The 13,180-nt window shown below is 63.4% G+C and carries 11 protein-coding genes; 5 read left to right on the top strand and 6 right to left on the bottom strand.

Annotation, left to right across the window (positions count from 1 at the left end; all coding sequences use genetic code 11):
* Nucleotides 1–122 precede the first annotated feature (122 nt).
* Nucleotides 123–1,313: a benzoate/H(+) symporter BenE family transporter gene (locus E8E78_RS28375; RefSeq protein ID WP_016500971.1), complete on the top strand. Its 1,191-nt coding sequence runs from the start codon at nt 123–125 to the stop codon at nt 1,311–1,313.
* A gap of 143 nt (nt 1,314–1,456) precedes the next feature.
* Here E8E78_RS28375 and E8E78_RS28370 read toward each other — a convergent pair whose 3' ends face one another.
* Nucleotides 1,457–3,397, bottom strand: coding sequence for a methyl-accepting chemotaxis protein (locus E8E78_RS28370; protein WP_232893689.1), 1,941 nt, complete (start codon nt 3,395–3,397; stop codon nt 1,457–1,459).
* A gap of 117 nt (nt 3,398–3,514) precedes the next feature.
* Nucleotides 3,515–4,912 (bottom strand): PLP-dependent aminotransferase family protein, encoded by a 1,398-nt coding sequence (locus E8E78_RS28365; protein ID WP_232893690.1) that lies wholly within the window; start codon nt 4,910–4,912, stop codon nt 3,515–3,517.
* 225 nt (nt 4,913–5,137) lie between these two features.
* Here E8E78_RS28365 and E8E78_RS28360 point away from each other — a divergent pair, with 225 nt between their 5' ends.
* Nucleotides 5,138–6,307: an MFS transporter gene (locus tag E8E78_RS28360; RefSeq protein ID WP_232893691.1), complete on the top strand. Its 1,170-nt coding sequence runs from the start codon at nt 5,138–5,140 to the stop codon at nt 6,305–6,307.
* A 72-nt stretch (nt 6,308–6,379) separates the two neighbouring features.
* Here the strand turns inward: E8E78_RS28360 and E8E78_RS28355 are convergent, their stop codons facing one another.
* Nucleotides 6,380–7,141, bottom strand: a complete 762-nt coding sequence (locus tag E8E78_RS28355; RefSeq protein ID WP_016500975.1) for an SDR family oxidoreductase — start codon at nt 7,139–7,141, stop codon at nt 6,380–6,382.
* A 176-nt stretch (nt 7,142–7,317) separates the two neighbouring features.
* Between E8E78_RS28355 and E8E78_RS28350 the strand changes: the two genes are divergently transcribed.
* Nucleotides 7,318–8,319, top strand: coding sequence for an NADP-dependent oxidoreductase (locus E8E78_RS28350; RefSeq protein WP_016500976.1), 1,002 nt, complete (start codon nt 7,318–7,320; stop codon nt 8,317–8,319).
* A gap of 198 nt (nt 8,320–8,517) precedes the next feature.
* Here E8E78_RS28350 and pyrF read toward each other — a convergent pair whose 3' ends face one another.
* Nucleotides 8,518–9,219, bottom strand: coding sequence for an orotidine-5'-phosphate decarboxylase (gene pyrF, locus E8E78_RS28345; RefSeq protein ID WP_059395257.1), 702 nt, complete (start codon nt 9,217–9,219; stop codon nt 8,518–8,520).
* A 182-nt stretch (nt 9,220–9,401) separates the two neighbouring features.
* Here pyrF and E8E78_RS28340 point away from each other — a divergent pair, with 182 nt between their 5' ends.
* A complete protein-coding gene (locus E8E78_RS28340) occupies nt 9,402–9,569 on the top strand; it encodes a DUF2897 family protein (RefSeq protein ID WP_016500979.1) in 168 nt (55 codons plus the stop codon).
* Nucleotides 9,570–9,622: 53 nt separating this feature from the next.
* Here the strand turns inward: E8E78_RS28340 and E8E78_RS28335 are convergent, their stop codons facing one another.
* Nucleotides 9,623–9,958 carry a helix-hairpin-helix domain-containing protein gene (locus E8E78_RS28335; protein WP_059395258.1) on the bottom strand — a complete coding sequence of 112 codons (336 nt, stop codon included), beginning with the start codon at nt 9,956–9,958 and terminating at the stop codon, nt 9,623–9,625.
* Between the two features lie 428 nt (nt 9,959–10,386).
* On the opposite strand from E8E78_RS28335, the gene wecB reads away from it, so the two are divergent.
* A complete protein-coding gene (gene wecB / locus E8E78_RS28330) occupies nt 10,387–11,517 on the top strand; it encodes a UDP-N-acetylglucosamine 2-epimerase (non-hydrolyzing) (protein ID WP_274138872.1) in 1,131 nt (376 codons plus the stop codon).
* A 100-nt stretch (nt 11,518–11,617) separates the two neighbouring features.
* On the opposite strand, the gene pgi is transcribed toward wecB, so the two are convergent.
* A partial coding sequence (pgi, locus tag E8E78_RS28325) for a glucose-6-phosphate isomerase (protein WP_280315287.1) occupies nt 11,618–13,180 on the bottom strand: 1,563 nt, incomplete at its 5' end.

Below are 13,180 nucleotides of genomic sequence, written 5' to 3'. Positions count from 1 at the left end.
TTTTAATTGCGCCCAATAGTTGGCGACTGTACGGCTAAAAGCAATGGCCGCTGTATGGCAAGGATCAATCTTGCTCGCTGTAGTCTGAAAAAACTGCTTACACCTTTACAAGGACTTTGTTCATGACCGATGCCACTTCCGCACGCCTGCGGCCCCTGGCAGATACCTCCCCGTCGGCGGTGGTCGCCGGCTTCATCGCCATGCTCACCGGCTATACCAGTTCGCTGGTGCTGATGTTCCAGGCTGGCCAGGCGGCCGGGCTGACCACCGCGCAGATTTCGTCATGGATCTGGGCGCTGTCGATCGGCATGGCGGTGTGCAGCATCGGCCTGTCGCTGCGCTATCGCACGCCGGTCACCGTGGCCTGGTCCACCCCCGGCGCCGCGTTGCTGATCACCAGCCTGGGCGGGGTGAGCTATGGCGAGGCCATTGGTGCCTATATCACCTGTGCCGTGCTGGTGCTCATCTGCGGCCTCACTGGCAGCTTCGAGCGCCTGGTCAAGCGTATCCCGGCCTCGCTGGCCTCGGCGTTGCTGGCGGGCATCCTGTTCAAGATCGGCAGCGAAATCTTCGTTGCGGCGCAGCATCGCACATTGCTGGTGCTGGGCATGTTCTTCAGCTACCTGTTGGTCAAGCGGCTGTCGCCGCGTTACTGCGTGCTGGCGGCGCTGCTGGTGGGCACGGCACTGTCCGGCGCCCTGGGCCTGCTGGACTTCAGCGGCTTCCACCTGGAAGTGGCCAAGCCGGTGTGGACCACTCCGAGCTTCTCGCTGGCGGCCACCATCAGCATTGGCATTCCGCTGTTCGTGGTGGCCATGACCTCGCAGAACATGCCCGGCGTGGCCGTGCTGCGCGCCGACGGCTACCAGGTGCCAGCCTCGCCGCTGATTTCGGCCACGGGCTTTGCCTCCCTGCTGCTGGCGCCATTCGGCTCGCACGGGGTCAACCTGGCGGCGATCAGCGCAGCGATCTGCACCGGGCCGCACGCCCATGAAGATCCGAGCAAGCGCTATACCGCCGCGGTGTGGTGCGGGATTTTCTACGGTATTGCCGGGGTGTTCGGCGCGACGTTGGCGGCGCTGTTTGCAGCGTTGCCGAAAGAGCTGGTGCTGTCGATTGCCGCACTGGCACTGTTCGGCTCCATCATGAACGGGTTGACCGTGGCCATGAGCGAAGCGCGCGAGCGCGAAGCGGCGGTGATTACCTTCATGGTGACGGCTTCGGGGCTGACCTTGTTCTCGATTGGCTCGGCGTTCTGGGGGATTGTGGCGGGGGTGCTGGCCTTGATGATCCTCAACCCGCGCAAGGCCTGAGGTTTTTATTGTCTGGACTGGCCCCTTCGCGGGTAAACCCGCTCCCACAGGTCTAGCGCTGTTTTCAAGTCCAGTGATATCCCTGTGGGAGCGGGTTTACCCGCGAAGAGGCCGGTCCAGGCGACAGATACTCATCGCCAGGCTCACAACCTGAAATGCCCCACCATCCCCTTCAAATCGGTGCCCAACTGCGCCAGTTGCACACTCGACCGGGCATTGTCCTGCATCGCCAGCGCCGCCTGGTCCGCACTGCCACGAATCTGCGTGACACTGCGGCTGATCTCTTCCGCCACCGAGCTCTGCTGCTCGGCTGCCGCGGCAATCTGCTGGTTCATCTGCTGGATCAATGAAACCGCAGCCGCAATGCTGCCCAGCGCGCTTTCCGTCTGCAGCGCATCAGCCACCGCCAACCGCACCAGCTCAGTGCTGCCACGAATCTGCGCCACCGACTGCTGGGCGTTACCGCGCAGGCTGGCAACCAGTACCTCGATCTGCTCGGTAGACTGCCGGGTACGCCGCGCCAACGCACGCACCTCGTCGGCCACCACAGCAAAACCACGCCCCTGCTCGCCAGCGCGGGCAGCCTCGATGGCGGCGTTCAGCGCCAGCAGGTTGGTCTGCTCGGCCACGCTCTTGATCACCTCCAGCACGTCACCAATGGTATGGATTTCGGCACTGAGGCTGTCGATGCCGGCGCTGGCGGTTTCTGCCGCCGCCGCCAACTGCTCGATGCGCTGCATGCTCTGGCGCACCACCTGTTGCCCCGACTCAACCTTGTCATCCGCCGCCTGGGCAGCCTGCGCCGCTTCCTCGGCATTGCGCGCCACATCGTGCACGGTGGCAGTCATCTGCTGCATGGCAGTGGCCACCTGCTCGGTTTCCTCCTTCTGGCTGCCCACCTCGCGATTGGTCTGCTCCGTCACTGCCGACAACGCCTGAGCGCTACCCGCCAGTTGTTCGATGCCTTGCTGCAAGCCGCTGACAATGCCTGAAAGGCCTGCGGCCATCTGCTGCATGGCCTGCATCAGCTGCCCCACCTCGTCACCACGCGGTGCCTGGGCGTCAAAACCCAGCTCGCCAGCGGCAATGCGCTGGGCGCGGGCGATCACATGCTTGAGCGGGCCGACCACCGCGCGGGTGATCAGCCAGGCGGCCAGCACACCCACCAGCAATGCCAGGCCGGTGGCCAGGGCAATAGCCACGGCATTGCGTTGCAGCTCACCCTGCAGCGCCTGCTCCTGCCCCAGGTAAGCCTGGTCGACCCTCCCGGTGACTTGCTCGGCACTGGCCTGCAACTGGGCTTTCAGCCCTTGCTCGCGGGCCAACTGGTCGGTGTATTCGTTGAGTTTTTCCGAGAAGCTGCCGATGTGCCCCGCCACCTCGCCCAGCACGCTCTGGTAACCGGCATCACTGACCGCGGCCTGCAACTGGCCAACCAGGCTGGCGGCCTCCACCGTCTGGGCGATACGCTCCTGGCTAACGCCCTCTTCGCCCTTGCGGCTTTTTTCCAGGCGCACCCGCGCTTCGTCCATGGCCTGCAACATCAGCCGCGACACTTGCGCCACGTGCGCAGCCTGCTCAAGAAACTCGCCCCCCTGCTGGCCTTGGGACTGCTTGAGTGTGTATACGCCGTCGTCGGCCAGGCCGGCCTGCAGCACATCAAGGTTATTGGCGACGCTGGACACCGACCAGCTGGCCATGTCCAGCGCCAGCTCCTTGGCCTGCACCGCCGCCACATAAGCTTCGAACGCCTGGCCGTAGGCAACCAGATCGGTTTCGGCCGCCACCAGCGCCGGCAGGCCTCGGGCCCGCTCGGCCAAGCCCTGCAAGCCGCTGCGCAAGGCCTCGGCCTGCTGGATGTCGGAACGCAGGGCGAACGCCTGCTCATGCTGACGCAAACGCAGCAGGTCGGTATTAAACTGTGCCAGCTGGCGCAAACTGTCGAAGCGCTGGCCCACGCTGTGCAGCGCGGCGATGCCGATGGCCGCCACCGCCAGGGTCAGTACCAGCACCAAGGCAAAGCCCAGGCCGAGTTTGCGGGCCATGCCCAGGTTGGCCAGCACACTGTGCTTGCTCGCGCCCATCGCCGATTCCCCTTCTGCGTGCGAGGTTATCCCGAAGGCCAAGGGTGGCAACGTTGCCCGCCGATGAACAAGGGCCTGGCGTCAGGATAGTGTCAAATAGCCATGGACGTGTCGTTTTCAGCTTGGCAGAGGTCGCCCCGCATGCTGGAGGAAGGCCTGGGCACGGGAATCCTGCCCATAGGCGACATTGATGCGTAGCCAGCTGCTGGGCGTGCCTTGGTAATCGAACGCGCTGCCCGGGGTAAGCAGAACCGCATGCTCCCGCGCCACCTGCTCAAGGCTGGCGAAGTCCCGGCCGGGCACGCGCGCCCAGACGAACATGCCGCCACAAGGCTCACAAAATACCTGCCAACCCGCCTGCTCCAGCTGGCCCAGCAGCTTGGCCATGTGCTGGCCAAGGCGTACGCGCAGGCGTTGCACGCTCTTGCGGTAGCTGCCATTGGCGAGCATCTGGCCCACCACCTGCTCGGCAAAGCGTGACGTGCCGATACCGCTGACCATCTTCAGCTCGGCCAGACGCGCCAGCAACGCAGGGTCGGCGACCAGGTAGCCGACCCGCAACGAACTGCTGAGGGTTTTCGAAAAGCTGGCCATGTAGATCACCCGTTGCTCGCTGTCGAGGGTGGCCAGGCGTGTAGCCGGGCCCTCCTGGAAGTCGGCGTAGATATCATCCTCGACAATGCGCAGATCATGTTCACGGGCCAGTTCGAGCAGGCGGTAGGCGACTTTGGGTGTCAGGCTGGTGCCGGTAGGGTTCTGGTAAAGGCTGTTGATAAACAGGCAGCGCGGCTTGTGCGTGGCCAGCAGGGTTTCGACGGCCGCCAGGTCCGGGCCCTCTGCGGTACGCGGTACCGGCAGCATGTGCACCTGGTGCTGACGCAGCAGGTTGTACAGGTTGTAGTAACCAGGGTTTTCCACCAATACCGTGTCGCCTGGACGCAGCAGGGTGCGCACCAGCAGGTCGAGGCCGTGGCTGGCGCCGTGGGTGGTGAGGATGTGCTCGGGACCGGCAGCGATGCCCAGCTGCGCCAGGCGCTTGTGCAATTGCTGACGCAGGCTGGCCAGGCCCAAGGGAGGGCAGTAGTCGAACAGGTCCTGCGCGGCGCCGCGGCTTACCTGCCGCACCGCTTGGGCCAGCTCGGTGGCGGCGCGCCAATTGCTGGGCAGCCAGCCGCAGCCCAGTTTCAGCAACTCGTCATGGCCCTCGCGAAACTGCCGCCAGTTGCCGTCGCCAGACTCCCCCCAGGGTGGCGTATCGTCAATCGGGGGCCCGGGCTTGCGCTCGGCGACAAAAAAGCCGGTGCCGTGGCGGGCCTCCAGCCAGCCGCTGGCGACCAGGCGGTCGTAGGCCTCGATCACACAGGACGCGCTGACCGCCTGGCTGCGGGCCAGCGCGCGGATCGATGGCAGGCGTGCGCCGGGGCGCAGGCGTTGCTGGTCGATCCAGGCTTGCAGGTGGTCGGTGAGTTGCTGCACCAATGGGGTGGGGCCGGTGCGATCGAGTGAGAAGTGCATGGCTAAGTGTTCGCAAATTTTTGGCGAACAGTTAAGCATAAATGGAGTGACGGTGTGTCTGGCAGATGGAATAGCCTGGCATCAGAGTGAGCAGGCCCGGCCCTTTCGCGGGTGAACCCGCTCCCACAGGCTTTTCACTCCTCTCGCGGCTGTGGTGATCCTGTGGGAGCGGGTTCACCCGCGAAAGGGCCGGTACAGCCACTAGAGAAACCAGGACCCCTACCCATGCCCTCCGCCCCGGCCCGTCTGGCCTTCGCCCTCTGCCTGATCACCCTGGCCGTCAACCTGCAGGCCCCGCTGTACATCACCTACGCCGACCTTTCCGGCCAGGGCGCCGCTGCCACTGCGGTGGCGTTCTCCGGGTATGTGCTGGGCGTACTGCCCGTGCTACTGGCCCTGGGCGGCCTGGCCGACCGGGTCGGGCGCCGGCCACTGATTGTGGCAGCACTTGCATTGTCGATGATCGCCACCTTGCTGATGCTGCTGGCCCCTAGTCTGCAAACCCTGGGCCTTGCCCGGCTGTTCCTGGGCCTGGGCACCGGGCTGGCTTCGGCGACGGCCACCGCCTATATGGGCGAGCTGATGGGCGGTGAGCACACAACCCGCGCGGCCAACTGGGTCACCGCCAGCACCTCGCTGGGCTTTGGCCTGGGCGCAGCGCTGACCAGCCTGTTCCTGCTGCGCGGCCCCAGCCTGACCCCAGGCAGCTTCCACCTGCAACTGCTGTTGGCAGCCCTGGCCATCGTGCTGGTATGGCGCCTGCCCGCCCCCCGCCCGGCACAGCACAACCCCATGCTGCGCCTGCCCTGCTACCCGCGTGGCAGCGTGACCTATGGCCTGGCAATTTTGCTGGCATGGGCCTGCGTGGGCCTGGTGATCGCCTTGCTGCCAAGCATCCTGCGCCAGCATGGCCTTAGTGCCTGGTCAGGGTTTTCGACCTTCTGCGTGATCAGCTGCGGGCTGTTGTTCCAGCCGATGGCCCGGCGCCTGAGCAGCCGCACGGCCACGCTGCTGGGGCTACTGATACTGCCCTGCAGCTATTCCGTGCTGGCCTGGGGCGCGGACAGCGGGCAACTGAGTGCGGTATTGCTGGGTGCTGTGGCGGCCAGCAGCGCGTGCTACGGGTTTATCTACCTGGGTGGGCTGGCGGCGGTGAACCGGTTGGCTGGCAGTGAGAAAACACGGGCCAGTGCCGGGTTCTTCTTGCTGGCGTACCTGGGGTTCAGCTTGCCGGTAATCTTTACCGGGTTGCTGAGTGACCGGTTGGGGTCACGAATGGCGTTGCTGGTATTCGGTGGGGTGTTGGTAGTGGGCTGTGCAGCGGTTGGGCTGGCATTGTGTTGGTCTGGCCGGGCCCTATCGCCGGCAAGCCAGCTCCCACAGGGTTCGCGTTAACTTCGGGTACCCGCGGGCCTTGTGGGAGCTGGCTTGCCGGCGATAGGGCCAGAACAGGCAATCTGAGTTGGCTCAAATCGCTGTGGCCCCGCCGTCCACCGTCAGGCAATGCCCGGTGGTAAACGCCGCGCCATCGCTGCACAGGTACAGCACGGCGCTGGCGATTTCCTCGACCTTGCCAATGCGCCCCACCGGGTGCATGGCCGCGGCGAACTCGGCCTTGCGTGGGTCGGCCTCGTAGGCGCGGCGGAACATGTCAGTGTCGATTACCGCCGGGCACACGGCATTCACGCGGATACCCTTCTTCGCGTATTCGATGGCTGCCGACTTGGTCAGGCCGATCACCGCGTGCTTGCTGGCGCTGTAGATACTCATCTTCGGCGCCGCTCCCAACCCCGCTACCGAGGCTGTGTTAACAATCACCCCACCACCTTGGGCCTGCAGCAAGGGCAACTGGTACTTCATGCACAGCCATACGCCCTTCACGTTCACGCCCATGATGGCATCGAACTCCGCCTCGCTACCTTCAGCCAGCCGGTGCTGCTCAATCTCGATGCCGGCGTTGTTGAAGGCATAGTCCAGCCGGCCAAAGGCGGCGATCAGGCGTTCGTGCAACTGGCGCACCTCGGCGTCGCGGGTGACGTCACAGGCAATGAACAACGCCTCGCCACCTGCGGCGTTAATCTGCGCTACGGTGGCCTCGCCACCCAGCGGGTCGAGGTCGGCCACTACCACCTTCAGGCCCTCGCGGGCGAACGCCAAGGCCGTTGCCCGGCCTATACCGGCAGCGCCGCCGGTGACCAGCGCTACCTGGCCGGAAAAGGTCATGCTCATTGCGTGCTCCTGAGGGGGATGGTGGGGTTCAGAGCATAGTCAGCCACCGTCTGGCCGGGCAGCATCATCACACCGACGGTTGGGCTACCATGCTTGTCAGTGATGTTAACCACCTGCCTACATCAACAAGGTAGATTGAACACCTAGCATCTTCCACTGCCCACAAGGACCCCGCCATGACCCAGACCAACCGCCGCTTCCTGCTCGCCAAACGCCCGGTCGGCGCCGTGCGCCGTGATGACTTCACCTTTGAAAGCGTGCCTGCCGAACAACCCGGCGAAGGCCAGGTGCTGGTACGCAACCTGTACCTGTCGCTGGACCCGGCCATGCGCGGCTGGATGAACGAAGGCAAGTCCTACATCCCTCCTGTGGCCCTGGGCCAGGTAATGCGTGCCCTCGGCGTGGGCGAAGTGGTTGCCTCCAACCACCCGGCATACAAGCCGGGCGACCACGTTAGCGGCGCCCTTGGCGTGCAGGACTACTTCACCGGCGAGCCCCAGGGCCTGCACAAGATCGACCCCAGCCTGGCGCCCCTGCCCCGCTACCTGTCGGCACTGGGCATGACCGGCATGACCGCCTACTTCGCCCTGCTGGAAGTTGGCCAGCCCAAAGCCGGCGAAACCGTGGTCATCTCCGGCGCGGCCGGTGCAGTGGGCAGCATTGTCGGGCAAATTGCCAAGGTCAAAGGCTGCCGCGTGGTCGGCATTGCTGGCGGCGCCGAGAAGTGCCAGTACCTGAAGGACGAACTGGGCTTTGACGGGGTGATCGACTACAAGGCCGAAGACGTGCTGGCCGGCCTGAAGCGCGAATGCCCCAAAGGCGTGGACGTGTACTTCGACAACGTGGGCGGCGACATCCTCGACGCCGTGCTGACCCGTATCAACTTCAAGGCCCGCATCGTGATTTGCGGCGCGATCAGCCAGTACAACAACAAGGAAGCGGTGAAAGGCCCGGCCAACTACCTGTCGCTGCTGGTGAACCGTGCCCGTATGGAAGGGTTTGTGGTGATGGACCACGCCAAGGACTACGGCAAGGCCGCGCTGGAGATGGCCGGATGGCTGGCCAGTGGGCAGGTGAAGAGCAAGGAAGATGTGGTGGAGGGGCTGGAGACGTTCCCCGAGACGCTGCTGAAGCTGTTCAATGGGGAGAATTTTGGCAAGTTGGTGCTGAAGGTGTGACGTTGTGAGTTGCGTTTGGGGCTGAAAGCGCATGCCTTGAGGGGTTTAGCGCCTGTTAGATCGAGCGCCGCGCGGGCGGCGCTCGATCTCAAAGGCAAAGAAAATGCCCTGCCGGACCCTTTTCGCCATCAAACCTCATCCAGCCCAAAAAAAAAGGCCAGCACACGCGTGCTGGCCTTTTTCATTAACGCGGGCTATTTACCCACGAATTTCCGCAACCACCGCAGCCAGCGCCTGCGCCGGGTCTGCGGCCTGGCTGATCGGCCGGCCGATCACCAGGTAATCCGAACCCGCATCCAGCGCCTGGCGCGGGGTAAGGATACGGCGCTGGTCATCCTGCGCGCTGCCCGCAGGGCGAATGCCCGGGGTTACCAGCTGCAGCGACGGGTGCGCCGCCTTCAGCGCCGGGGCCTCCAGCGCCGAGCACACCAAACCGTCCATGCCCGCTTTCTGTGCCAGTGCCGCCAGGCGCAGCACCTGCTCTTGCGGGTCGACATCCAGGCCGATACCGGCCAGGTCTTCGCGCTCCATGCTGGTCAGCACGGTCACGCCAATCAGCAATGGCTGCGGGCCGCTGCGCTTGTCCAGCACTTCACGGCAGGCGGCCATCATGCGCAGGCCACCGGAGCAATGCACGTTCACCATCCACACACCCATCTCGGCGGCAGCTTTTACCGCCATGGCCGTGGTGTTGGGGATGTCGTGGAACTTGAGGTCCAGGAACACTTCGAAGCCCTTGGCACAAAGGGTTTCGACAATGCCCGAAGCGCTGCTGGTGAACAGCTCCTTGCCAACCTTCACCCGGCACAGCGCGGGGTCTAGCTGGTCAGCCAGCTTCAGGGCGGCCTCACGGGTAGGGAAATCCAGGGCGACGATCAGGGGCGTCTGGCAGGCGGACATGGGCAGGGTCTCTTGGCAAGTCGAAAACGGCGCGCATTGTAAACGAAGTGACGCAGGCTTTGGGGCCCACGGCTCACGGAATTGGCCCGGCGGCACCTGGCTTCTATAATTGAACCAACGGAACGGGTTGCTGCTCAAATTTCGTACAAGCACTGCCCACCACCTGTTTAAGGAGAACGACAATGCCCTGGTATGCTTGGCTGATCCTCATCATAGCCCTCGGCTCCATCGTCGGTGGGCTGATGATGCTGCGCGATACGGCAAAAAAATTGCCACTGACCGACGAGCAGTTGCGCAAAGTGCATGAGCGCAATGCCGAAGCAGATGCCAAGGATGCGCAAGACCGCTGACGCACCCGACATTCAATTGAGGGCCAGGGCGAAAAGCCCTAGCCCCTCCCCTGTTACTCCACCATCAGCTTGTCCCGGTTCCGCTCCAGCAAGGCGTTCCCGATCCCCTTGATCTCCAGCAATTCATCCACCGAAGCAAACGGCCCATTGGCCTCACGGTAGGCCACGATCGCCTCGGCCTTGGCCTTCCCTATCCCGTTCAACTCCTTCTGCAATGTCAGCGCATCGGCGTTGTTCAGGTCTAGCCGCGGCGCCTGCTGGGCCTGGGCTTGAGCCACTATCGGCACCGGCTCGGCCACCGCCGTGGCGCTGGCCGGGGCAGCGCTAAGGGAGAAAGACAAACTGGCGAACAGCGGCAGCAGCAGGTACGACAGAACGTTATTGCGCATGGACAACACTCCTTGGGATAGTCATTTTCCAGCAGCCGATTTCCTTCAGCTGCGCAACAAACCCTAGTGCTAAACCCCGCAGCAAAATAGCCACCATCAGTGGCCAATGGTTACAAAAATCGTCTGGAACCGGCACAACGTCGCCTACCCGCAAAAAGCAGCTTTGGCCTCCAAGGCTGGCTTCGTCCACGTTAAACAGGCAATCGCGCCAAAGCTGGTAGCAAGATCATCCTGGTCAAAGACGCGGTGCCGATCAGTACCTGGCCATTTTCCTACAGCACCCGCAGTCCACGTCGCGCCGTGCAACCGCCCCGTCGCTGGCCCGCAAATCTCCTGTGCAAAGCTGGCACCCTGCCGACCTCCTGCTAGATTTGTTCAACAAAGGACAACCGGTTTGCTTAAAGGACCCGAGCAAGAGGACCACCGCCGTGCCTCTAAAGACCCTTACCGTATTCGGCACACGCCCAGAGGCCATCAAAATGGCCCCCTTGGCCCTTCAGCTTGCCCAGGACCCCCGCTTCGAGTCCCGCGTGTGCGTAACCGGCCAGCATCGGCAAATGCTTGACCAGGTGCTTGAGCTATTCGGCATCAACCCCGACTACGACTTGAACATCATGAAGCCCGGTCAGGACCTGACTGGCGTAACCACCGCAATCTTGCAGGGCATCAAACCCATACTGGCGGAGTTCAAGCCCGACGTAGTGCTGGTGCACGGCGACACCGCCACCACCTTTGCCACCAGCCTGGCGGCGTACTATCAGCAAACCCCGATCGCCCACGTGGAGGCCGGCCTGCGCACCCATAACCTGTATTCACCGTGGCCTGAAGAAGGCAACCGGCGCCTGACCGGTGCGCTGGCCGCACTCCACTTCGCCCCTACCGCCACCGCGCACAAAAATTTGCTGCGCGAAGGCGTCGACCCGGCCAGCATTTTCATTACCGGCAATACAGTGATCGATGCCCTGCTGGAAGTAGTACGCAAGCTTGAGGAGCCAACACTGAGGGCCGAATTCGAGCACAGGTTTCAATACCTTGCGGCTGATCGGCGCACGGTATTGATAACCGGCCACCGGCGAGAGAACTTTGGTGATGGCTTTGATCGTATCTGCCAAGCCTTGGTGCAGACCGCGCGGCAGTTCCCTGAGGTGGACATGGTGTACCCGGTGCACCTTAACCCTAACGTACGTGAGCCGGTAAAACGGTTGCTCGCGGACGTGGGCAATATCCACCTGATCGAGCCCCTGGACTACCTGCCGTTCGTGTACCTGATGACCCGTGCGTACGTGATAGTCACCGACTCAGGCGGTATTCAGGAGGAAGCACCAGCGCTGGGCAAACCCGTGTTGGTAATGCGCGATACCACAGAGCGGCCAGAGGCGGTCGCGGCTGGCACCGTGAAACTGGTCGGCACGCAGGTTGACGCTATTGTCGGGGAGCTGGTCAAGTTGCTGACAGATGAGCGGGCCTACCGTCAAATGAGCGTGGCGCAGAACCCCTATGGCGATGGCAAGGCTTGCGACCGCATAGTTCAGGCGCTGGCCAGTTTTTGTAAGGCTTGACAGGCTCATAGAAAAACAACCGCGGTGGGCCGCAGTTAGCCCTTTCAGGCAGCAATGGGGACTACTGCGTAGCCCCATGCCGAGCGAGCTGCCTGACAAATCAGCCGCGATGCCTACCACGGAAGTAATCGATCAGACCTTGCGTAGAGCCGTCTTCGGCGCTGTCTTCCAAGGTGCCGACCAAGCGCTGGTAAACGCCCTTGCCCAGCTCCTTGCCCAGCTCCACGCCCCACTGGTCGAAGGCGTTGATGCCCCAGACCACACTCTGTACGAACACCTTGTGTTCGTACATCGCTACCAGCGCGCCAAGGCGGCGCGGGCTGATGCGCTCCACCACCAGGGTGTTGCTCGGGCGGTTGCCCGGGATCACCTTGTGCGGGGCCAGTTTCTCGATGCCCGCTTCGCTCAGGCCTTTATCACGTAATTCGGCTTCGGCATCCTCACGGGTTTTACCCAACATCAGCGCCTGGCTTTGCGACAGGCAGTTAGCGTACAGCCACTGGTGGTGGTCGGCCACCGGGTTGAAGCTTACCACCGGTACGATGAAGTCGGCCGGAATCAGCTGGGTACCTTGGTGCAACAGCTGGTGGTAGGCGTGCTGACCGTTACAGCCGACGCCACCCCAGATCACCGGGCCAGTGCCTGTCTTCACCGGGGTGCCGTCCTGTAGCACGCTCTTGCCGTTGGACTCCATGTCCAGCTGCTGCAGGTGCTTGGTGATGTTGCGCAGGTAGTGGTCGTACGGCAGGATCGCGTGGCTGTTCGCGCCCCAGAAGTTGCCATACCACACGCCCAGCAGGGCCAGCAGCACCGGCATGTTCTTGTCGAACGGCGCGGTCTGGAAGTGCTGGTCCATGGTATGGGCACCGGACAGCAGTTCCTTGAAGTTGGCTGTGCCGATGGCCAGGGCGATTGGCAGGCCGATGGCCGACCACAGCGAATAGCGCCCACCCACCCAGTCCCACATCGGGAAGATGTTCTCTTCGCGAATACCAAAGGCCACGGCGGCGGCCTTGTTGCTGGAAACCGCGATGAAGTGGCGGTACAGCTCGGCTTCCGAGCCGCCCTGGGCCAGGTACCAGGTGCGCGCGGCCATGGCGTTTTTCAGGGTCTCGAGTGTGTTGAACGACTTCGACGAGACGATGAACAGGGTGGTTTCGGCGCGCAGGTTGGCCGACAGCTCGTGGAACTCGCTGCCATCGATGTTAGCCAGGTAGTGGCAGCGGACGCCACGCTGGGCGTACGGCAGCAGCGCCTCGGAAACCAGCTCGGGGCCAAGGAACGAGCCACCGATGCCGATGTTGACCACGTCGGTGATGGGCTTTTCGCTGTAGCCGCGCCACAGGCCGTCGTGGATGCGCCCGACCAGTTCGGTGATCTGATTGAGTACCTTGTGTACTTCCGGCATGACGTTCACGCCGTTGACGCTGAGCTTGTCGCCCACGGGCCGGCGCAGGGCAGTGTGCAGCACCGGGCGGCCTTCGGAGGCGTTGATGATTTCGCCGCTGAACATCGACTTGATGGCGTCTTGCAGGCCCACTTCATTGGCCAGGTTCACCAGCAGGTCGCGGCTTTGTTCGGTGATCAGGTTTTTCGAGTAGTCGAGGAACAGGCCGCAGCAGCTCAGGGAGAACTGGTCGAAGCGTTGGGCATCGGCGGCGAA

This window comes from Pseudomonas sp. BN505 (genome assembly GCF_029873175.1).
Classification (GTDB): Bacteria; Pseudomonadota; Gammaproteobacteria; order Pseudomonadales; family Pseudomonadaceae; genus Aquipseudomonas; species Aquipseudomonas putida.
This window is presented reverse-complemented; position numbering and strand designations above follow the sequence as displayed.